This is a genomic window from Rhodopseudomonas sp., assembly GCF_013377015.1.
In the GTDB taxonomy this organism is placed as follows: Bacteria; Pseudomonadota; Alphaproteobacteria; order Rhizobiales; family Xanthobacteraceae; genus JARJEH01.
On record NZ_JACABA010000001.1, the window covers coordinates 1,666,099 to 1,685,751 of the forward strand.

Genomic DNA, 19,653 nt, shown 5'->3' on the forward strand with positions numbered 1-19,653 from the left:
TTAGCCTGCCGCGGGGGGATAGGGCTTGAGTTCGACCGTGGCGGTCGAGAGCCTGCGATACAGGTCCCGCCGGCGCGCGATCGGCAGCCATTCGTACAGAAAGATCTCCAGCGGGCGCCAGTTCGCCACCCAGCCCAGGATCAGAAAGCTCTCCTCGACCAGTCGTCGGAACGGCGAGTCGATCAGATAGCCGCCGGCCAGGTGCGCCAGCGCCAGACACACGATCAGGATCGAGATGCCGATCGCGAGGGTTCGGCGGCCGATCCGGAACAGTTCCTTCAGCTCGCGTTGTTTCGTCGCGGTGCGTTCGGCGAAGTAGCGGCCCAGCGCCGCGCCGAAATCCCCCGCCGCGGCTCGCTGCACATCGGTATCGGGAAAATGCACCGCGATCCGGATCGCCCGGTCGGTGTCGAGCTCGCGCGCCCAGTCGACGATGTATTCCTCCGCCTCCTTGTCGAGATCCCGCTCGCGAAACGGAAACGGATCGAGGGTGTGAAACAGCTGGGCGATGTCGTCGACTCGCAGCTCGATCAGATCGGGAGTGGTTGTCGTCATCGCAGGGCAGCCAAACCGCAAAGCATTTGAAGTCGTATCGACCGAACAGCGCATTATTCGGATTGCATTGCCACCAAACCCTGCGCCAGAGTCAATCGACGAAACTGGACGAATGGCCATTGCTTGAGCCGCGCGGAGGCCCGAATGTCGCGTCATCAGGACAACTCGTTTGGCAAGGATAATGCCGCTTACGAAGCCTGGCTGCATACGCAATGCGATGTCGTCGCCAAGGATGTCCGCCATAAGCATGAGAAGATGAAGGAGAGCGCCTTCATCTTCCTGCGGGCGACCTATTTCCGCTGGGCCAGGACCATTCCGACCTTGTGTCCGGAGCTGATGGATGCACCGCGCGTACTGTCGGTCGGCGACATGCATCTGGAAAATTTCGGCACCTGGCGCGACGCCGAGGGCCGGCTGGTCTGGGGCGTCAACGATTTCGACGAAGCCGCGGTGATGCCGTATCCGCTGGATCTGGTCCGGCTCGCGGCCAGCGTCCGGCTCGCGCCGCGCGGCAAGCTGGACAAGCAGGCGGCTGCGGCGGCGGTGCTGAAGGGCTATCGCGCCGGACTCGCCGCGCCGCGTCCGGCGCTACTCGACGAGAGCGACACCTGGATGCTTCGCCATGCCGTTGCCGCCCGCAAGACCTCGGAAAAATTCTGGTCCGACGTCGCCAAATTTCCGAGAGCCCATCCGTCGCGAAAACTCATGCGCCACCTGGTCGAGAGCCTGCCGAAACACGCCGACAACGTCGAATACTTCCGGCGCGTCGCCGGCAGCGGCAGTCTCGGACGGCCGCGCTACGTCGCGATCGCCAATTGGCGCGGCGGAAGGGTGTTGCGCGAGGCCAAGGCACTGGTGCCGTCGGCATGGGTCTGGGCCAACGGAGAGGAGAACGCGAGCTCGCATTTTCTCGAACTGGCGACGGCGAATTACCGGGCGCCCGATCCGTTTCTCGAGGCCCGCCACGGCTTCGTGATCCGACGGCTCGCGCCGGATTCGCGCAAGATCGAACTCGGCCACAAGGCCGGTACGGTCCTCAGGGCCAATCTGCTGTGGGCGATGGGATACGACCTCGGATCGGTTCATGCTGCGGGTTCGCCGGGCGCGAAGGAGTTGCTCGCCGATCTGAAACAGCGACCGCGCGGTTGGCTCAACGCCGCGGCGAAGACCGCGGCGGCCGCGGTCAGGCGCGACTATCACGAATGGTGTGGATGAGTGATCGAGCTGGGCGTGGACGGGGGACGTAGCGCGATGAGCGACGCCGTGGTGGACGACATCGTGGCTTTGCTGCCGCCGCTGCTGCAGTCGCTGGAAGCGCTGGGCTTCGTCGCCCGCTATCTCGATCCGTCGGAGTTCGGCGTGGTGATGCAGCGAATCGACACGCCCGATCAGGCGTTGCGCGACGTGCTGCCGCGGCTGGCGAACTGGCCGGAGTCGTTTGCGTATCTGCGGGGGCCGTTGCAATCCGCCAGCGAGGCGGCGCTCGCCGCGTTCGCCGGGCTGCGCGCGGTCGAAGCCGGCGACGGCGATCTGATCGTAGTGTTTCGCGCGCTGCGCCAACTGCCGCGCGCGCAGGAGGCGCTGTACCCGCTGGCGGCGCTGTTGCCGCCGGTCTCGGAATTTTTCATGGCTCCCGAGCTGCGCGACAATGCCGATCTGGCGGCGCGGCTAGCGCAGCCGGCCGAACCGGACACCGGGATCTCGCACCACGATAACGAGCCCGGCAGCCGCGGCGGTTTCTCGCTCTATGTGCCGGAAACCTACACGCCGGATCGGGCCTGGCCGCTGGTGATGGCGCTGCATGGCGGCAGCGGCCATGGCCGCGGCTTCCTGTGGAGCTGGCTGCGCGACGCCCGCAGTCGCGGCGCGATCTTGGTTGCGCCGACAGCGACAGGGAGTACATGGGCCTTGATGGGCGACGATGCCGACACGCTGAATCTCGGCCGCATTCTCGATCAGGTGCGAGGGCGCTGGACCGTCGATACGACGCGTCTGCTGCTGACCGGCATGAGCGACGGTGGCACCTTCTGCTACGTCAGCGGGCTGGAACGCACGTCGCCGTTCACCCATCTGGCGCCGGTCGCCGCCAGCTTCCATCCGCTGCTGGCGGAGATGGTGGATGCCGAGCGGCTGCGCGGCCTGCCGATCCAGATCGTGCACGGGCGGCGCGACTGGATGTTTCCGGTCGAGGTCGCCCGCCAGGCCCGGCAGGCGCTATCCGCCGCCGGCGCCGCCGTGACCTTGCGCGAGATCGACGACCTCAGCCATTGCTACCCGCGCGAGATCAACGCTGCGTTGCTGGACTGGCTGGGCGCATCCGCCGCTTGATCGACCCGATCAACGGGATCAGCGGATTGCCCTTGTTCGCGACGTCGAGTTCGAATCGTTCGCTCAGCAGCACGATCGCGCAGCCCGCCGGGAGCGATTCCCTGCGGGCGAAGGCGAACGCCGAAGCCTTCAGCAGGAACAGGCCGCCGATGCTGTCGCCGGCATCGCGGGCGACCCAGAAACCATCTCGGTTGCGGCCGACGAAATAGACCGGGATCTCCTCGTTGAGGACGCCGCTGTCGGGACGGCGCAGCGTTTGATCCGTGGAATTCCTTGAAGGCGGCGCCAGCCGGAAGCTGTGGTTGCTGGTATTGGGATGGGTGGCGCTGGCATGGCCCGCGATCTCAATGGCGATGGCAGTCATGGAATCATTCCTCGATCGGATAGCGAGCAATAGATGCCGCTGTCGCCATATGAATTCGAGATCGAGCGGCGCGGCATCTTATAAGCGGCGCATAAAGGCCGCGGCCGGGTCTGCATCGATACGGGGACTTTGCCACGTTGCCGGCGCCGCCGGGAACCATTGCGGTCCGGGGCGCGTTGGTGGCGGTGATGGAGGATTGCGATGCGCTTGCTTCTAGGAATGATTTTGGGCGCAGCGATGCTGATTGCCGGCGTCTACATCTACGACTCGATGTCGACCTCGACGGTGGCGAACGGTCAGGGGGCGCAACCGGGGCGCACCATCGTCAACTGGGACGTCGCGGCGACCGACTGGGAAGCGCTGAAAGTCAGCGCCCAGCGCAATTGGGTCAAGATCTCCGAAAAGTAATCGTGCGCTATTTCTTCGCCGCGGCTTTGCGGGCGTCGCGGATCGCCAGCGCGAACTGCTCCTTGGTCAGCGGACCAGGTACCCGGAACTTGCCGATGATGAAGGCTGGCGTTCCCTGAAAGCCGAAGGCCTGTGCCTGATCGTCGGCTCGTTTCAGGATAGCCGCGATCGCCGCGGTATTGGTTTCGAGATCGCGCACGGCGCGATCGATGTCGATGCCCGCCTTGGCGAGGCGATCGCGGACACCGGCCTCGGTCAGCCGGACATCGAGCCCGATAAGCGCGTCATGCGCCTCGATGAACTTGTCCTGATATTTGGTCGCCAATGCGAGCCGCGAGGCATAGACCGAGACCGGTCCGAGGATCGGCCAATCCTTCAGCACCAGCCTGATCTTGCCGTCTTCGGCCACGACCTGATGCAGATCGGGCGCGAGCTTGCGGCAATACGGGCAGTTGTAGTCGAAGAATTCGACGATGGTGATGTCGCCCTTGGGGTTACCGGCGACTGGAATCTCCGGATCGCGCAGCACCTTGGCTTCGGTGAGGACGTTGCCGTCATCGCTCTGGGTCTGGCTGCGCGCCGCCACCGGCGCGATTTCGAGACCGAGCAGCACCGCGCTGGCGGCGAGCAGCCCTAGCGTTTCGCGCCGGCTGCGCCGATTGAACTGCGCACGCAGCGGGGCGGCCGGATCGGCGGGTTCGGTCATCGCAATCTCCAGGGAGCCCGAACGCGACGGTCGCTGTTCGGCATGGCGTCAGGTCGGGCCCACATATAGCCGGCCGGCGGGATATGGATAGGCGCAATGACGACGGCCGGGACGTAACTTCTGCGTCAGCGCAGCAGCAGCGTCGCCGCGACCGGAACCAGCAGCGAGGTCACCAGCGCATTCAGGCTCATCGCGATGCCGGCAAAGGCGCCAGCCAGCGCATCGACCTGAAACGCGCGCGCTGTGCCGAGGCCGTGCGACGCCAGCCCCACGGCAAAACCGCGGGCACGGAAATCCCTGATTCCAAGTGCGTTCATCAGCGGCGTCACCGCGATCGCGCCCATGATGCCGGTGATGATCACCGCCACCGCGGCGAGCGACGGGTCGCCGCCGAGCGATTCGCTGATGCCCATCGCCACCCCCGCGGTGACCGATTTCGGCGCCAGCGACAACACTACGGTCTTGGGCAGGCCGGCGGCCTCGGCCAGCAATACAACGGAGACGATCGCGGTGACGCAGCCGACCATCAGCGCTGCGATCATCGGCAGGATCGAAGCCACGATCACCTCGCGATTTTCATACAGCGGCACCGCCAGCGCCACGGTGGCGGGGCCGAGCAGGAAATGCACGAACTGCGCGCCGCTGAAATAGGTGGTGTAGGAGGTGCCGGTCAGCCACAGGAACACGCCGACGATCCAGATCGAATGCAGCACCGGATTGGCCAGCGCATTGCGGCCGGTGGCTTGCGACACCGCGTCGACCAGCGCGTAGACCAGCAGCGTCATGGTCAGCCACAGCAGCGGCGTCTGCGACAGATAGACCCACAGCGCGAAGGGATCGGCCTTCACCTTGCGCCCCGCAAGCGTGCGATCAGCCAGGCCGAGGCCAGGAAGGTGGCCACGGTCGCCAGCAGGGTGATCACCACCGAGGCTGCGAGCACCAGGGTGATTGCGACGCCGCGGTCGGCAATCAGATCGAGCTGCTGGACCACGCCGACGCCGGCCGGCACGAACATCAGCGACATGTGGCGCAGCAGGCCTCCGGCCGCTTCCTCGACGCCGTCATTGCGGAGCGGTCCGAATTCCAGAACCGACAACTGGTCACGCGCCAGCAACAACGCCAGCAGCAGCGCGAGGCCGATCACCGGCGCCGGCACCGGCGCGCCCAATCCCCGCACGATGGCCTCGCCGGCCAACTGGCACAGCAGAATCAGGCTCAGACTTGCGATCATCAGTCACCTCGCGTCGAACGACAGCGACCGATGCGGCGTATTCGCCCGCCTTGTCAATGTTGCGCAGCGGCCGGCGTTTCGCGGCGCGTGGCGCTCAGCCCTTCAGCTTCTTGTTGCACTCGCTCCAATAGCCGCCGCCCTTTTGAATCCAGCGCAGGCCGCCGGTGGTGTTGGCAGCTTTGTTGGTCTTCCAGCTTTCCGCGCAGGTGTGCAGCCGGGCCCTGGCCGCAGGCTCTTTGGCGAATTTCGCATCCACCGCGGTCGGGAACGTCGCGGGGCCGGCCGACGGTGGGGCCGCCACCGGCTTAGCGACGGATTTGGCGGCGGATTTATCCGGCTTGGCCTCGGATTTGGTTTCAGCCGTCTTCGGCGCCGAGGCATCCGAAGCGGCAGGCGCCGCCGCAGCGTCGGACCCGCATTGCGCCTTGCGGAAGTCGTTCCAGCTCTGGCCGCCAAGCGTGCCGGCGGTCTTGGCGGCCTGATATTTCGCACTGCACTCCTGCGCCGTCAGCGCGCTAGCCGACGACGACGCGCCGAACGACAGCAATCCTGCGGCCAACAAAGTTGTCGCGACGAGGGATGGGTGATTTCGGATCTTCATTGCGGCTCTCCCTGAACCCCTGAGAACGGAAGGGCCTCCATCCTAGCGAATCGCAAAGCCGAGACAATGCAATCCGCGGTTGCTTTCGTCGAAAAGATGTGGCGGACGTGCGGTATTCACCGGCGGTTAAGTATCCAGCCGCGAGGGTGGTGATCCCACCAACGACAAGGTCATTTCCATGAACATTTTGTCCCGCTGCGCCGTTGTTTCCGCCGTCGCATCGCTGCTGTTGACCGGCTCGGCCTTCGCCCAGGCCACCACGCCGGCGCCGAAGCCCGCCCCTTCGGCGATGGCGCCGGCCGAGAAGAAGGCCGAGAAGCCGCACACCGCGATATCGCTGGACTGTTCGAAGCAGGCCGATGCCCAGGGTCTGCACGGCAAGAAACGCAAGGCGTTCCGCAAGACCTGCATGAAGGACGCCAAGCCGAATTGAACCTCGCCAACCGCGCCAGTGCCGGACATCCCGGCGCTGGCGCCGCTGGGCGCATGGCCGCGCGCGCGGTGCGCATTTGTCGCACGCGACGGTATTTGCCATAACGGCGCGTGACCGAGAAAAACAAGCCTGCCGGCATTCAATCCAAAATCCTGAGCTTCATCGAGACCGCGCTGATCGGCATCGGCGGCGGCGCGCTGTTCTATTGGGCGCAATTGCCGGGCGGGTTGATCACCGGTGCGATGGTCGCGGTGGCCGCGGCTGGGCTCGCCGGACGCAAGATGGGCCTGCCGCAGCCGGTGGCGCATGTCATCCTGATGACGCTCGGGCTGTCGCTGGGCTCGATGGTCTCGCCGGAGATGATCCACAATCTCAGCGCCTATCCGGTGACGATCGCGCTGCTGGCAATCGCCACGGTTTGCTCCACCTTCGGCAGCAGCCATTATCTGCAATGGGTCCATGGTTGGGACCGCACCTCGGCGCTATTGGCCGGCAGCCCCGGCGCGCTGTCGCAAATCATCATGCTGGCGACCGAGCGCAAGGCCGACGTGCCGGGCATCGCGGTGGTGCAGATCATGCGGGTGATCATCCTGACCGGCGCGGTGCCGATGTTGCTGGCGGCCTCCGGCATGACGGGCCACGGCCCGCTGCCGTCGCGCGGAGCGGTGGCCTCGCCGCTGGTGCTGGCCGAACTGGCCGCGGTCGCGGTGGCGGCGGCGTTGCTGCTGCGCTGGCTGAATTTTCCCGCCGCCTGGATGTTCGGGGCGATGCTCGGCTCCTCGGTGCTGCATGGCGCCGGGCTGGTCGAGGGCACGCTGCCGCAATGGGCCTATGTGGGGGCGCTGATCGGGATCGGCACCTTGATCGGCTCGCGGTTCGGCGCGATCAAGCTGCGCACCATCGCCAGCCACATCGGCGCGGCGCTGGGGTCGTTCGCGGTGGCGATCGCGATCTCCTCGGTATTCGTCGCCGCGATCGCGCTGACCACCGCGGTGAAATTCAGCGACGTGGTGGTGGCGTTCGCGCCCGGCGCGATGGACGCGATGCTGGCGCTGGCGCTGACCCTGCACATCGATCCGGTGTTCGTCGGCGCGCACCATCTGTCGCGCTTCATCTTCGTCTCGATCGTCACCCCGGGGATCGTCCACCTGTTCGGCAAGGCGCGGGACGATCTCGACGATTAGTGCGAGGTCCTGCGCAGGCCCCAGCCGGCGATCGCCGCCATCAACAGCGAAATCAGCACGTTGTAGCCCGCCAGCGACAGCCCGAGAAAGCGCCACTGCACCTCGTCGCAACGCACCACCTTGACCGAATCGAGCTGCGCCAGCAGGCCGCCGGCCTTGCCGAGGCCAGTCTTGCCGAGATCGACGATCGGACCGCTGCACTCGGTCGGCCCCGCCCAAAACCCCCATTCGACACCTGCATGATAGGCGCCCAGTCCGGCGTTGCCGAGCGCGGCCAGCGTCAGGATCGCCAGGCCTGCCAGCAGTACGGCACGCGGAGCTCCCCAGTTCGCCGCCAGCGCGATCAGAAAGCCGAGCGGAAACAGCAGGTAATAAGCATAGCGCTGCTCCAGACAGAGCGGGCAGGGCACCAGCCCCTGCACCAGCTGGAAATACCAGGCACCGGCCAGCGTCGCCGCGGCGATGCTGGCGACGGTCAGCCCGGCCATTTGCGTCGGGCGCAATGAGGCGGCCGTGGCGCTTGATTTCAAGGTGATGTCGGCAGTCACGGCGATCTCCGGTTGGGATTGCGTCCTATCCCGCGACCATGGCGCTGTCGAGACGCCGGTCGATCACACCGAGGTGTAGGGCCGGCGCGGGTTGACCGGTGATCCCCGGCCGCTATATTCCGCCGGCTTCGCACCCCGACGTTCGGCGGCGGCGAAAAGCCCCTGTGGCGGAATTGGTAGACGCGCTCGACTCAAAATCGAGTTCCGCAAGGAGTGCTGGTTCGATTCCGGCCAGGGGCACCAGAAGCTCAGCGCGATCCCGACAACGCTCAGATCTCCGCCTTGCGCTGGCTCAACACCCGGCCGCGCGGCTTCGCCGATGGTTGCATGGGCCAATTCAAGCCAACCGATTACAGCTGCAAGATCAACCGGTTTGGCCCGGAACGGCCGGATCGCCAGCAGAGAGACCCACGATGTCGACCCCCTCCCGCGTTCTCGCTCCGCATCTCCGCTCCAAGATCATGTCGGCCGCCGAGGCCGCAGCGCTGATCCCGTCCGGCGTCCATGTCGGCATGAGCGGTTTCACCGGCTCCGGCTATCCGAAACTGCTGCCGGTGGCGCTGGCCGAACGCATCAACGCGCACCACGCCCGCGGCGAGAAATTCAAGGTCGGAGTGTGGACCGGCGCCTCCACGGCGCCCGAACTCGACGGCGCGCTGGCCAAGGTGGACGGGATCGAGATGCGGCTGCCGTATCAGTCCGACCCGACCTGCCGCGAACGCATCAACGCCGGCAAGATGGAATACATCGACATCCATCTGTCGCATGTCGCCCAGGACGTCTGGTTCGGCTTTCTCGGCAAACTCGATATCGCGATCGTCGAGGTCGCCGGCATCCGCGAGGATGGCACCCTGATCCCGTCATCCTCGATCGGCAACAACAAGACCTGGCTCGACCTCGCCGACAAGGTGATCCTGGAGGTGAATTCCTGGCAGGACCTGCGATTCGAAGGCATGCACGACATCTATTACGGCACCCAATTGCCGCCGCATCGCAAGCCGATCCAGATTCTCGCGACGCCGGACCGCATCGGCGAGAAGTATTTTCGCTGCGATCCGAACAAGATCGTCGCCATTGTCGAGACCAATCTGCCGGATCGCAATTCGGCGTTTTCCCCGCCCGACGAGATCTCCAACGCGATCGCCGGCCATATTCTCGAATTCCTCCAACACGAGGTGAAAATCGGGCGGCTGCCGGCCAGCCTGCTGCCGCTACAATCCGGCGTCGGCAACGTCGCCAATGCGGTGATGGCGGGACTGGAGACCGGCCCGTTCGAGAACATGACCGCCTACACCGAAGTGCTGCAGGACGGCATGCTGCGGCTGATCCGCCAGGGCAAGCTGACTTACGCCTCGGCGACGGCGCTGTCGCTGAGCCCGGCGGCCCATGCCGAGTTCATCCGCGACATCGAGTTCTACCGCGAGCGCATCGTGTTCCGGCCGCAGGAAATCTCCAACCATCCGGAGGTGATCCGGCGGCTCGGCGTGATCGCGATGAACGGGCTGATCGAGGCCGACATCTACGGCAACGTCAATTCCACCCACATCATGGGCACCAGCATCATGAACGGGATCGGGGGCTCCGGCGATTTCGCCCGCAACGCCTATTTGTCGTTCTTCATGACGCCGTCGGTGGCGAAGGGCGGCGCGATCTCCTGCATCGTGCCGATGGCCTCACATGTCGACCATACCGAACACGACGTCCAGGTCATCGTCACCGAACAAGGCCTCGCCGATCTGCGCGGGCTGTCACCGAAGGCGCGGGCCAAGGTCATCATCGAGAACTGCGCGCATCCGACCTTCAAGCCGGCGCTGCAGGAATATTTCGACCGCGCGCTGCAAGTGTCGCCGGGTCTGCATACGCCGCACATCATCGAGGAGGCGCTGACCTTCCTGCCGAACTGGATGGCCCACAAGGCCGCGCGCGAGGCCTGGCGCGAAGACTCGGTGGTGCAGGCCGACGCCTGGCGGTGACGGCGCGCCGCTGACTTACGGCACCAGCACCGCGGCGCCGAGCAATTCGCCGCGGCGCAGTCTGGCGATTACCTCGTTGGCCTCGGTGAGCGGAAACGCGGTGGTCTGGGTGCGAATCCCGGCCGCGGCGGCGACCTTCAGGAAATCCACGCCATCCTGCCGGGTGAGGTTGGCGACCGAGACCAGTTGCCGCTCGCCCCACAGGATGTCGTAAGGGAACGACGGGATGTCGCTCATGTGGATGCCGGCGCAGACCACGCGGCCGCCCTTGCGTACCGCGCGCAGCGCAGCCGGCACCAGTTCGCCCGCGGCGGCATAGATGATCGCGGCGTCCAGCAGCGCATCCGGCATCCGATCCGACGGACCGGCCCATACCGCACCGAGGCTGCGGGCGAAATTCTGCGCGGCGCTGTCGCCTTCTCGAGTGAAGGCGTAGACCGAGCGACCCTGCCAGCGCGCCACCTGCGCCACGATATGCCCGGCCGCGCCGAAGCCATAAATGCCGAGCCGTTCGGCGTCGCCGGCCATCACCAGCGAGCGCCAGCCGATCAGCCCGGCGCACAGCAGCGGCGCCACCGCAACATCGTCGCCAAGTTCGCCAAGCTGAAAGGCAAAGCGCGCGTCCGCAATGGTGTGGCTGGCGAAGCCGCCGTCCCGGGTGTAGCCGGTGAAGGTCGGGTGGTCGCAGAGGTTCTCCGTGCCGCCCTGGCAATAGCGGCAAACCCCGCAGGTCGCGCCGAGCCACGGGATGCCGACGCGGTCGCCGATCCGGTGGGTGGCGACGTCGGCGCCGAGCGCGTCGACGCGGCCGACGATCTCGTGGCCGGGAATGATCGGATATTTGATATCGGGCAACTCGGCGTCGAGCACATGCAGGTCGGTGCGGCACACCCCGCAGGCGCTGACCTTGATGCGGATCTGTTTTGCACCGGGGATCGGATCGTCGCGCTCGCGCAGTCGCAGCGGCGTGCCGGGCGCCTCGAGCACCATCGCTCGCATCATGATTCTCCAAAGCTGAACGCAGCGGAAGAACATAGCATGTCGGCCGGACGGCGCGGCAGGCAAGACGCAGCGGAGATTACTCCGCCGCCTGCAACGAGCGGCGCAGCTGTTTCGGCGCGATCCAGAACGCAGCGGGGCGCTCGAACAGGAAATTTGCGCCCGAACGCAGCGCCAGCCGCCAGATCGCCAGCGCGCCGGTGACGCCGACCGCGGTGACGATCAGCGAGATGGTGCCGATGTCGAGCAAGCCGGCGGCGAATTTCAGCAACGCCACCCGCGCGATCACCATCGGCAGGAAGAAGGCGAGATAGATCACGATCGAATGCTCGCCGCAGAACCGCAGCCCGTTCAGCCATTGTGCGCGCGCCAGCAGCGTGCCGGTGACGACGATGGCGCAAGCGCCGGCGATGCCGAGCGCGAGCGAGATCAGCGGCCATTCGCTGAGGTCGGCGGACACCAGCCCGGCATTGAGCACGGCCCACAGCGCGAGCCCCGCCAACGCCAGCGCCGGCTGCGCCCGGGCGCGATCGGACAGCGCGAACACCTGCGCGGCGAACAGATAGCCGGAATAGAAATAGACGAAGCGCGCAGCGAATTCGTCGATCACGGTTGAGCCGGTTGAGAGATGCGTCATCTCCAGCGCCGCGGCGACGGCCCAGATCGCCAGCGGCGGCAGCCGCCGCGTCGCCTTGGTGACAACGAAGAAGATCGGCAGCAGATAGATGAACCACAGCGTGCCGAACGGTTCGATGAAGGCTTGCAGATACAGCAACCCGACATGCGCCCAGCCCTGTTCGGCAGCGAAGCTCGGCGCCTTGAAGCCGAACTGGATCGTCACCCACAGCAAGTAGAAATAGGCGAAGTGCACCACCTTGCGGTCGAGATAAGTCCGCCAGTCGCGGTCGATCACGACGGCCAGGAACAGCCCCGAAAGCAGGAAGAAATCCGGCATCCGGAACGGCTTGGCGAACGCCACCACGAGATGCATGAAGCCGATCTGGCCGGCGGCGGCCTCGACGCCCAGCACCGAATGCATCATCACCACCATGACGATGCAGATGCCCTTGGCATAATCCACCCAGTCGATCCGCGGCGCTGGCGCGGGGCCTGCGGCGGATATGCCGTTTGCGGTCATCATTATCCCTTTTCGGCGCGGCTTCGGCGCAGTATCGGGCGAAACAGTTGCGTACTTGTTTCCGCGATCGAGGAATGTGCCGGTCTCATCGTTCACATCGGCGAGATCACAAGTTGGTTAAGGCGCGTTTATGTTTTCTGTTCACGCTGATGCGGCCCAGGATTCCTCCGTCGTCACCGGGTTTGACCCGCCTGCGGGGCCGAAGCCCCTTCGGCGCGACGAAGGCCCGGTGACCCGTCCTTCTTTCAAGAATGATGGATACGCGGGTCAAGCCCGCGTATGACGGCGTGCGAGTGATCAAATCGGACACAACTTTGCGCGCCTTCGATACCCCCCTGCCGATCGACGTGGTGCTTGATGAGCTGTCGCGTGCCCTCGAGCACAACAACGCCGCGGTGCTGGTGGCGCCGCCCGGCGCCGGCAAGACCACGAGGGTGCCGCTGGCGCTGCTCGACGCACCGTGGCTGGGCAACAAGAAAATCATCGTGCTGGAGCCGCGCCGGATCGCGGCCCGCGCCAGCGCCGAGCGGATGGCGAAGACGCTGGGCGAACGCGCCGGGGAGACGGTCGGCTACCGCGTCCGCTTCGGCTCGAAGATCTCGCGCGCCACAAGGATCGAGGTGGTGACCGAAGGCATCTTCACACGGCAGATCATGGACGATCCGGAACTGACCGGCGTCGCCGCGGTGCTGTTCGACGAATTTCACGAGCGCTCGCTCGACGCCGATCTAGGTCTCGCGCTGGCGCGCGATGCCCAACAAGGGTTGCGCGAGGATCTGCGCATTCTGGTGATGTCGGCGACCATCGACGGCGCCCGGGTCGCCAGCCTGCTCGGCGACGCCCCGGTGATCGCCAGCGAAGGCCGCGCCTTCCCAGTCGAGACTCGCTATCTTGGCCGCAAGCCGGATGCGCCGCTGGAGCGGCAGATGGCCGATGCGATCGCGATGGCGCTGCGCGCCGATCCCGGCTCGGTGCTGGCGTTCCTGCCGGGCGCCGCCGAAATCCGTCGCACCCAGACCTTCCTCGCCGAGCGGATTCACGATGCGGCAATCGAGATCGTGCCGTTGTTCGGCGCGCTCGACGCCGCGGTGCAGGACCGCGCCATTCAGCCGGCGCCGAAGGGCACCCGCAAGGTCGTGCTGGCGACGTCGATCGCCGAGACCTCGCTGACTATCGAGGGCGTCCGCATCGTGGTCGATTGCGGCATGGCGCGGGTGCCGCGCTATGAGCCGGACATCGGCCTGACCCGCTTGGAGACCGTGCGGGCCTCGCGCGCCGCAGTCGATCAGCGCCGCGGCCGCGCTGGCCGCACCGAGCCCGGAATCTGCTACCGGCTTTGGGACGAGCCGCAGACCGCGTCGCTGCCGGCCTATACCCAGCCGGAAATTCTCAGTGCCGATCTGTCCTCGATGCTGCTCGACTTGGCGCAATGGGGCGTCAGCGATCCGGCCACATTGGCGTTTCTCGATCCCCCGCCGGCGCCGGCGCTGAAGGAGGCGCGCAGCCTGCTGGGCGAACTCGGCGCACTGGACGGCGACGGCCGCATCACCGACGAGGGCAAAAGCCTACGGGCGCTGGCGCTGCCGCCACGGCTGGCGCGGATGATCGTCGATTCGCAACGGCTCGGCTCCGGCGAGGCGGCCGCGGAAATCGCCGCGATCCTCACCGAGCGCGGGCTCGGCGGCGACAGCGTCGATCTCGATCATAGGCTCGATCAGTTTCGCCGCGACCGCTCGCAACGAGCCACCAGCGCCCGGCAGATGGCGCAGCGCTGGGCGGCGCAGGTGGCTGCTTCTTCCTCGTCCTCTCCGCAAGGGGGAGCGGAGCTATCGACCGGCGTGATGCTGGCGCTGGCGTTTCCCGATCGCGTCGCCAAGAATCGCGGCAATGGCAGCTTCGTGCTCGCCAACGGTCGCGGTGCCGCGATCGACCAGACCTCGGCGCTGGCGCGCGCGCCCTATATCGCGGTGGCGGAACTGACCGGCACGGCAGCACAGGGTCGCATCTTGCTGGCAGCGCCGATCCGGCAGGACGACATCGAGCAGCGATTCGCCGACCAGATCGCTGACGTCGTCGACGTCAGCTTCGATCGTGCCGCGATGGCGCTGCGGGCGCGGCGCAAGCGCACGCTGCATGCGATCACGCTGTCGGAAGCGCCGCTGGCGGTGACGCCGTCGGTGCAGACCGCGTTTGTGCTGTCCGACGGCCTGGTCGCCGCCGGACTGGATAAACTGCCGTGGTCGAAGCCGCTCGCGCAATGGCGCGGCCGGGTGATGTTCTTGCGCAAAGCCGAAGGCGAGCAATGGCCCGATCTGTCGGATGCGGCGCTGGCCGAGCGGCGCGCACAATGGCTGGTGCCGGCGCTGTCCGATAAATCCTCCCTGAAGGAATTTTCCGCGGGCGATCTGTCCGATGCGTTGATGGCGCAGCTGTCGTGGGAACTGCGCGCGCGGCTCGACAAGGAGGCGCCGACCCATTTCGAAGCCCCGACCGGCACGCTACTGCCGATCGACTACGAAGCCGAACAGGGCCCCACGATCGCCGTGCGGTTGCAGGAATTGTTCGGCCTCACCACCCATCCTTCGGTGGCGCGTGGCGCGGTGCCGCTGGTGCTGGAACTACTGTCGCCGGCGCATCGCCCGGTGCAGGTGACGCGAGACCTGCCGGGGTTCTGGCGCGGCTCTTACGCGGCCGTGCGGTCCGATCTGCGCGGGCGCTATCCGCGCCATCCCTGGCCCGAGGATCCGGCGAATGCGCCGCCGACCCGCCGGGTCAAGCCGCGCGGCACGTGAGCCTCGGCGCCGCCGTTAAGACTTCGCTCACCCTTTTGGGCAAAACAGCAGGCGTGGCAGCGCGCGTTCATCGCGGCTTGCATCGCGACGTGGTCTGATTGCCGCGCCCGAACCATTTTCGACGAGTCCGCGTATGCGTCAGATCATGATCTTCGCCGCCATCATGGTGTTCCTCGGCACCGTGATGGCGCAGATGGCCGACCGGATGACGCCGGCGCAGGCCCGCGCCGTCGTGCCGGGCATAGCCAGCGCCGCATCGCCGACCGCCGGCGTCCGCAATGTCAGCATTCCGCGTGATGCCCGCGGTCATTTTCAGACCGACGGCCGGATCGACGGCCAGCGCATCGCCTTCATGGTCGATACCGGCGCCTCGGTGATCGCGCTGAACGAGAGCTCCGCCGCGCGATTCGGACTGCGGCCGCAGCGCTCCGACTACAACGCCACCGTCTCTACCGCTAACGGCACCGTCAAGGCGGCGCGGACGCGGCTGGCGATGGTCGATATCGGCGGCCTGATCGTGCGCGACGTCGACGCCATGGTGCTGCCCGACGAAGCGCTGTCGGAGAACCTGCTCGGGCTGTCGTTCCTGTCCAGGCTGAAGCGGTTCGAATACGCCAACGGCCAGATGGTGCTGGAGCAATAGGGCCGCAGAGTTGCGCGGGTCTACGCAGCACGCACCGATGTCAGAAAGCTGTCGACCTCGCCTCGGAGCCGATCCGACTCCGAGGACAATCCGGTCGCGGCGCTCAGCAATTTCGATGCGGCGTCGCCCGCTTCGCTGGAGGCTCGCGCAACGCCGGTGATATTGGTGTTCACCTCGCGGGTGCCGTCCGCGGCCTGTTGGACATTGCCGGAAATCTCTGCGGTGGCCGCGCCCTGCTGTTCGACAGCGGCGGCGATCGCGTTGGCAATCTCGTTGATCTCGGCGATGGTCCCGCCGATTCCCTGGATCGCCGTGACGGCCGCTCCGGTTGCGGTCTGGATGCCCCGGATCTGGGCGGAGATTTCTTCCGTCGCCTGCGCGGTCTGGTTGGCCAGCGCCTTCACTTCGCTTGCCACGACGGCAAAGCCGCGGCCCTGCTCGCCGGCTCGCGCCGCTTCGATGGTTGCGTTGAGGGCCAGCAGATTGGTCTGGCTGGCGATGCTCTGGATCAGTGTCACCACTTCGCCGATGGTTTGGGTGCTGGTGGCGAGCCCATCGACAACCGCGGTGGTGCGGCGGGCTTCCTCGGCGGCCTTGCCAGCGACTTCGGCGGAGCGCGCGGCTTGATGGGCGATTTCGGAGATCGAGGCCGTTAGTTGTTCGGCGGCCGAGGCCACCGTGCCGACATTGAGCGACGCTTGCGTCGAGGCGGTCGCGGCCGCGGAGGTCTGCCGTGCGGCTTCCGAACTGCTGCGACTCATGGTCGACGACATGGCCTGCATTTCGCGGGCGGCGACGCCGACGGCTTCGACAATATGACCGATCTTGCGCTCGAAATCGTCAGCGAGCCCGCGCAGGGCCGCATCGGATTGCACCTTGGCGCGCTTCTCGGCCTCGGCGCTCTCGGCGTGAGCGCGGGCCGCGGCGGCGCTGGACTCCTGCGCTTCGGCGGTTTTCTGCGCGGTCGTTGCGAACAGTTGTTCCAGCTGATGGGAAAGCCAGACCAGCACACTGGCTTCCATGATCAGGATCACGGCATGGAGGATGACCCGAAACAGATCGCCGCCGCCCGGGAAGATCGCTGCCGGAATAATGAAGTTCAGAACCAGATGATGCAGCGCGACGGCGACCGCGCCGATCGCGATCGGTCGAAAATCGCAGTACGCGACGAGGCAGGCCAGCGCTGCGAAGAAGTACATATGAATATCGATTTGCCAGGGATGGCCGGCAAGCTGATAGGTGAACACCGCAACGCCGCCGATCACCGCGATGGCGACAATCAGCCGGGTCGACAATTCATTGCCGGCGGAACGCCACGAGATTGTCGCGGCAAGCGCCAGCATCACGGTCAGCAGCGTCGGCAGAAGCCAGCCGGTGCCGAGCACCATACCGATTGTCATCGCGATCGGGACGTGCAACCAGAGCAGGGCGACCAGCGTCTTGCTGGCGACTTCACGCAGTGCGGCGAGGTCGCGGTTTTCGGTCGTCATGCTCAAATGTCCTTGGCGGGTAGGTTGAAGCAGGCGGCAATCGCCTGCGGGTCGATGGCGAGCCAGGCGCCTGCCTGATGGAGCCGCAGAATTCCTTCACGATCGTCCGGCCGCACCACCAGCACCGCCGGCAGGGCGGTCAGTCGGACAATTGCGGCATTGGCGGAGGCGGCGGCAACGATGACCTGTTGCGAGTTCCACCAGGGCGGAAAGGCTACCGCGACCACCTCGGCGCCCGGACGAACCTGCAGCGACATCGCCGCGATGGCGACCCAGCTCGCAACAAGCAGAACGGAGGGGTAGAACCACGCGGACGGCCGGGTTGGTTTGATGGGCGACGCTTGGTTCATTTGCAATTAATTATCGCGGTCATGCTAATTGTCGGTGAAGAAGAGGCCGCGTAGATTTACCAGGGGCTGGATTTAGTTGGTCACTGCGGCGATCGGTGCGTCTGTCAGCCGCGCTTCCAGATCATGTCCCGCGCCGCAAGCAGTCCACCGCCGGCGATCAATGTTGCCGCCAATGCCAAGGTCGCGGTCGGCTTGGCAAAGCCTGCGATGATCAGGAACGAGGTCGATAGCAGCGGGGTGGCGTAGGACGCCGCGCCCAGCACGCGGATGTCGCCGCGCTTCATGCCGATGTCCCAGGCATAGAACGCCGCCCCGACCGGACCGACGCCGAGCGCGACGATCGCCAGCCATTGCGAGACGCCGTTCGGCCACACCGTCACTTCGATCAAAAGATGCATAATCGCCGCGAGCAGCGCGGTCGCCATGCAGAATCCCGCCACCGCGTCGGTCGGCACCGCGCGCAGCCGGCGCGACATCACCGAATACGCCGCCCACACGAACGCTGCCACGAATGCCGCCGCCAGTCCTGGAACGAAGGCCAGCTCGAACCCGGCGGAATTGCCGACAAACAGCAACACGGTTCCGGCCAGCCCGAGCAGCGCGCCTGCGATGTGATGCGGCTGCAACCGCTCGCCCGGCAACAGCGATGAAAACACCACGATCAGCAGCGGCCACAGATAGTTCAGCAGCCCAGCCTCGGCCGGTGGCGCGAATCGCAGCGCCAGAAAATACAGGGCGTGATAACCAAACAATCCGCCGACGCCGACCGCCCAGGCGAGCGGCGATTGTCGCAGCGCGCGGAGCGCGCCCGGCCGCGCCAGCCAACCGATAGAGGTCACTAGCGCGCCGATCGCAAATGTCATGGCTGCGAGCTGAAACGCCGGTACCGCGCCGGTCGCCACGGTCAGCACCGCCAGCAACGACCACATCAGGATCGCGGTCAGGCCGATCAGTGTGGCGGTGCGCGGGGTCATTCGTTCCGACTTCGGACTACGCAATCAACCCAGCGCGTTTTGCGATTCTGAGACAAGGGACAAGCGACGTGATTGCGAGCGATCGGCCGGCGCGAAGCGGCGGTCGATCTGCGAAGCAATCCAGAAATCCTAAGGCATGGACGGGATTGCTTCGTCGCAAGAGCCCTTCCCAATGACGGCGACCTCGCTCAGATCATGTACTGGCCGCCATTGATCGACAGCGTCGAGCCGGTGACGAAGCCGGATTCGTCGGCGGCCAGAAACACCACCGCGCGGGCGATCTCCTCGGGCTCGCCGAGCCGGTTGACCGGGATCAGCGGCAGGATCGCCTTGTCCAGCACGTCCTTGGGCACCGCCTGCACCATCTCGGTGTTGATATAGCCAGGGCAGATCGCGTTGACGGTGATGCCACCACGGGCGTTCTCCAGCGCCAGAGCCTTGGTGAAGCCGATGTCGCCGGCCTTCGCCGCCGAATAATTGACCTGGCCGAACTGGCCCTTCTGGCCGTTGACCGAGGAGATATTGATGATGCGGCCGAACTTGCGCGCGCGCATGCCCTCGATCACCTGGCGGGTCATGTTAAACAGCGAACCGAGATTGGTGTTGATCACCGCGTTCCACTGCTCCAGCGTCATCTTGTGAAACGCGCCGTCGCGGGTGATGCCGGCATTGTTGACCAGGATTTCGACCGGTCCGAGTTCGGCCTCGACCTTCTTGACGCCCTCGGCGCAGGCGTCGAATGAACTCACATCCCATTTATACACCGGGATACCGGTTGCTGCCTTGAACGTCTCGGCGGCGGCGTCATTGCCAGCATAGGATGCGGCGACTTGGTAGCCCGCCGCCTTCAACGCCTTGCTGATTCCTGCGCCAATCCCCCGCGTTCCTCCGGTCACCAATGCAACACGCGCCATATCGGTACTCCTCCCCTTGCGC

General features: G+C 66.0%; 21 protein-coding genes and 1 tRNA gene. 9 read left to right on the forward strand and 13 right to left on the reverse strand.

Annotated features, from left to right (window positions below; translation table 11 throughout):
• Window positions 1-555, reverse strand: coding sequence for a hypothetical protein (locus HXX15_RS07970; protein ID WP_296514582.1), 555 nt, complete (start codon window positions 553-555; stop codon window positions 1-3).
• A 144-nt stretch (window positions 556-699) separates the two neighbouring features.
• Here HXX15_RS07970 and HXX15_RS07975 point away from each other — a divergent pair, with 144 nt between their 5' ends.
• A complete protein-coding gene (locus HXX15_RS07975; RefSeq protein ID WP_296514585.1) occupies window positions 700-1,770 on the forward strand; it encodes a DUF2252 family protein in 1,071 nt (356 codons plus the stop codon).
• Between the two features lie 36 nt (window positions 1,771-1,806).
• Window positions 1,807-2,883 carry a phospholipase gene (locus HXX15_RS07980; RefSeq protein WP_296514588.1) on the forward strand — a complete coding sequence of 359 codons (1,077 nt, stop codon included), beginning with the start codon at window positions 1,807-1,809 and terminating at the stop codon, window positions 2,881-2,883.
• Here the strand turns inward: HXX15_RS07980 and HXX15_RS07985 are convergent.
• Complete coding sequence (locus tag HXX15_RS07985) at window positions 2,840-3,247, reverse strand: hypothetical protein (protein ID WP_296514590.1); 408 nt, start codon at window positions 3,245-3,247, stop codon at window positions 2,840-2,842. The genes HXX15_RS07980 and HXX15_RS07985 overlap by 44 nt on opposite strands.
• A gap of 201 nt (window positions 3,248-3,448) precedes the next feature.
• On the opposite strand from HXX15_RS07985, the gene HXX15_RS07990 reads away from it, so the two are divergent.
• On the forward strand, window positions 3,449-3,655 hold the full coding sequence (locus HXX15_RS07990; RefSeq protein WP_296514593.1) for a hypothetical protein: 207 nt from the start codon (window positions 3,449-3,451) through the stop codon (window positions 3,653-3,655).
• 7 nt (window positions 3,656-3,662) lie between these two features.
• Here HXX15_RS07990 and HXX15_RS07995 read toward each other — a convergent pair whose 3' ends face one another.
• The 4 genes from HXX15_RS07995 to HXX15_RS08010 form a co-directional block, all read right to left on the reverse strand.
• On the reverse strand, window positions 3,663-4,361 hold the full coding sequence (locus tag HXX15_RS07995; protein WP_296514595.1) for a DsbA family protein: 699 nt from the start codon (window positions 4,359-4,361) through the stop codon (window positions 3,663-3,665).
• Between the two features lie 125 nt (window positions 4,362-4,486).
• The gene (locus HXX15_RS08000) at window positions 4,487-5,209 is read right to left on the reverse strand and encodes an LrgB family protein (RefSeq protein WP_296514597.1); all 723 of its coding nucleotides are present in this window, start codon (window positions 5,207-5,209) and stop codon (window positions 4,487-4,489) included.
• Window positions 5,206-5,592 carry a CidA/LrgA family protein gene (locus HXX15_RS08005; protein WP_296514599.1) on the reverse strand — a complete coding sequence of 129 codons (387 nt, stop codon included), beginning with the start codon at window positions 5,590-5,592 and terminating at the stop codon, window positions 5,206-5,208. The genes HXX15_RS08000 and HXX15_RS08005 overlap by 4 nt, the downstream gene beginning before the upstream one ends.
• 94 nt (window positions 5,593-5,686) lie before the next feature.
• A complete protein-coding gene (locus HXX15_RS08010) occupies window positions 5,687-6,193 on the reverse strand; it encodes a hypothetical protein (RefSeq protein WP_296514601.1) in 507 nt (168 codons plus the stop codon).
• Between the two features lie 178 nt (window positions 6,194-6,371).
• On the opposite strand from HXX15_RS08010, the gene HXX15_RS08015 reads away from it, so the two are divergent.
• Both HXX15_RS08015 and HXX15_RS08020 read left to right on the forward strand, forming a co-directional pair.
• Window positions 6,372-6,626, forward strand: a complete 255-nt coding sequence (locus HXX15_RS08015; protein ID WP_296514603.1) for a PsiF family protein — start codon at window positions 6,372-6,374, stop codon at window positions 6,624-6,626.
• 110 nt (window positions 6,627-6,736) lie between these two features.
• Window positions 6,737-7,810 (forward strand): AbrB family transcriptional regulator, encoded by a 1,074-nt coding sequence (locus HXX15_RS08020; RefSeq protein ID WP_296514605.1) that lies wholly within the window; start codon window positions 6,737-6,739, stop codon window positions 7,808-7,810.
• Here HXX15_RS08020 and HXX15_RS08025 read toward each other — a convergent pair.
• The gene (locus HXX15_RS08025; RefSeq protein ID WP_296514902.1) at window positions 7,807-8,298 is read right to left on the reverse strand and encodes a disulfide bond formation protein B; all 492 of its coding nucleotides are present in this window, start codon (window positions 8,296-8,298) and stop codon (window positions 7,807-7,809) included. The genes HXX15_RS08020 and HXX15_RS08025 overlap by 4 nt on opposite strands.
• A 218-nt stretch (window positions 8,299-8,516) precedes the next feature.
• On the opposite strand from HXX15_RS08025, the gene HXX15_RS08030 reads away from it, so the two are divergent.
• Both HXX15_RS08030 and HXX15_RS08035 read left to right on the forward strand, forming a co-directional pair.
• Window positions 8,517-8,601: transfer RNA gene (locus tag HXX15_RS08030), tRNA-Leu, on the forward strand.
• Window positions 8,602-8,771: 170 nt separating this feature from the next.
• Entirely contained in the window at window positions 8,772-10,331 is a 1,560-nt protein-coding gene (locus HXX15_RS08035; RefSeq protein ID WP_296514607.1) for an acetyl-CoA hydrolase/transferase family protein, read from the forward strand.
• Between the two features lie 15 nt (window positions 10,332-10,346).
• Here the strand turns inward: HXX15_RS08035 and HXX15_RS08040 are convergent, their stop codons facing one another.
• Together HXX15_RS08040 and HXX15_RS08045 are read right to left on the reverse strand one after the other, a co-directional pair.
• Window positions 10,347-11,330: a zinc-dependent alcohol dehydrogenase family protein gene (locus HXX15_RS08040; protein WP_296514609.1), complete on the reverse strand. Its 984-nt coding sequence runs from the start codon at window positions 11,328-11,330 to the stop codon at window positions 10,347-10,349.
• 79 nt (window positions 11,331-11,409) lie between these two features.
• Window positions 11,410-12,468 carry an acyltransferase family protein gene (locus tag HXX15_RS08045; RefSeq protein ID WP_296514612.1) on the reverse strand — a complete coding sequence of 353 codons (1,059 nt, stop codon included), beginning with the start codon at window positions 12,466-12,468 and terminating at the stop codon, window positions 11,410-11,412.
• A gap of 254 nt (window positions 12,469-12,722) precedes the next feature.
• Here HXX15_RS08045 and hrpB point away from each other — a divergent pair, with 254 nt between their 5' ends.
• Both hrpB and HXX15_RS08055 read left to right on the forward strand, forming a co-directional pair.
• Window positions 12,723-15,260: an ATP-dependent helicase HrpB gene (hrpB, locus tag HXX15_RS08050; protein ID WP_296514614.1), complete on the forward strand. Its 2,538-nt coding sequence runs from the start codon at window positions 12,723-12,725 to the stop codon at window positions 15,258-15,260.
• Window positions 15,261-15,393: 133 nt separating this feature from the next.
• A complete protein-coding gene (locus HXX15_RS08055) occupies window positions 15,394-15,903 on the forward strand; it encodes a TIGR02281 family clan AA aspartic protease (RefSeq protein ID WP_296514617.1) in 510 nt (169 codons plus the stop codon).
• Between the two features lie 20 nt (window positions 15,904-15,923).
• Here HXX15_RS08055 and HXX15_RS08060 read toward each other — a convergent pair whose 3' ends face one another.
• From HXX15_RS08060 to phbB, 4 genes are all read right to left on the reverse strand, one after another.
• Window positions 15,924-17,393 (reverse strand): methyl-accepting chemotaxis protein, encoded by a 1,470-nt coding sequence (locus tag HXX15_RS08060; RefSeq protein WP_296514619.1) that lies wholly within the window; start codon window positions 17,391-17,393, stop codon window positions 15,924-15,926.
• Between the two features lie 2 nt (window positions 17,394-17,395).
• A complete protein-coding gene (locus tag HXX15_RS08065) occupies window positions 17,396-17,743 on the reverse strand; it encodes a hypothetical protein (protein WP_296514621.1) in 348 nt (115 codons plus the stop codon).
• 104 nt (window positions 17,744-17,847) lie between these two features.
• The gene (locus HXX15_RS08070; RefSeq protein ID WP_296514623.1) at window positions 17,848-18,717 is read right to left on the reverse strand and encodes an EamA family transporter; all 870 of its coding nucleotides are present in this window, start codon (window positions 18,715-18,717) and stop codon (window positions 17,848-17,850) included.
• Window positions 18,718-18,905: 188 nt separating this feature from the next.
• Window positions 18,906-19,631, reverse strand: a complete 726-nt coding sequence (gene phbB, locus HXX15_RS08075) for an acetoacetyl-CoA reductase (protein ID WP_296514625.1) — start codon at window positions 19,629-19,631, stop codon at window positions 18,906-18,908.
• Window positions 19,632-19,653: the final 22 nt, after the last annotated feature.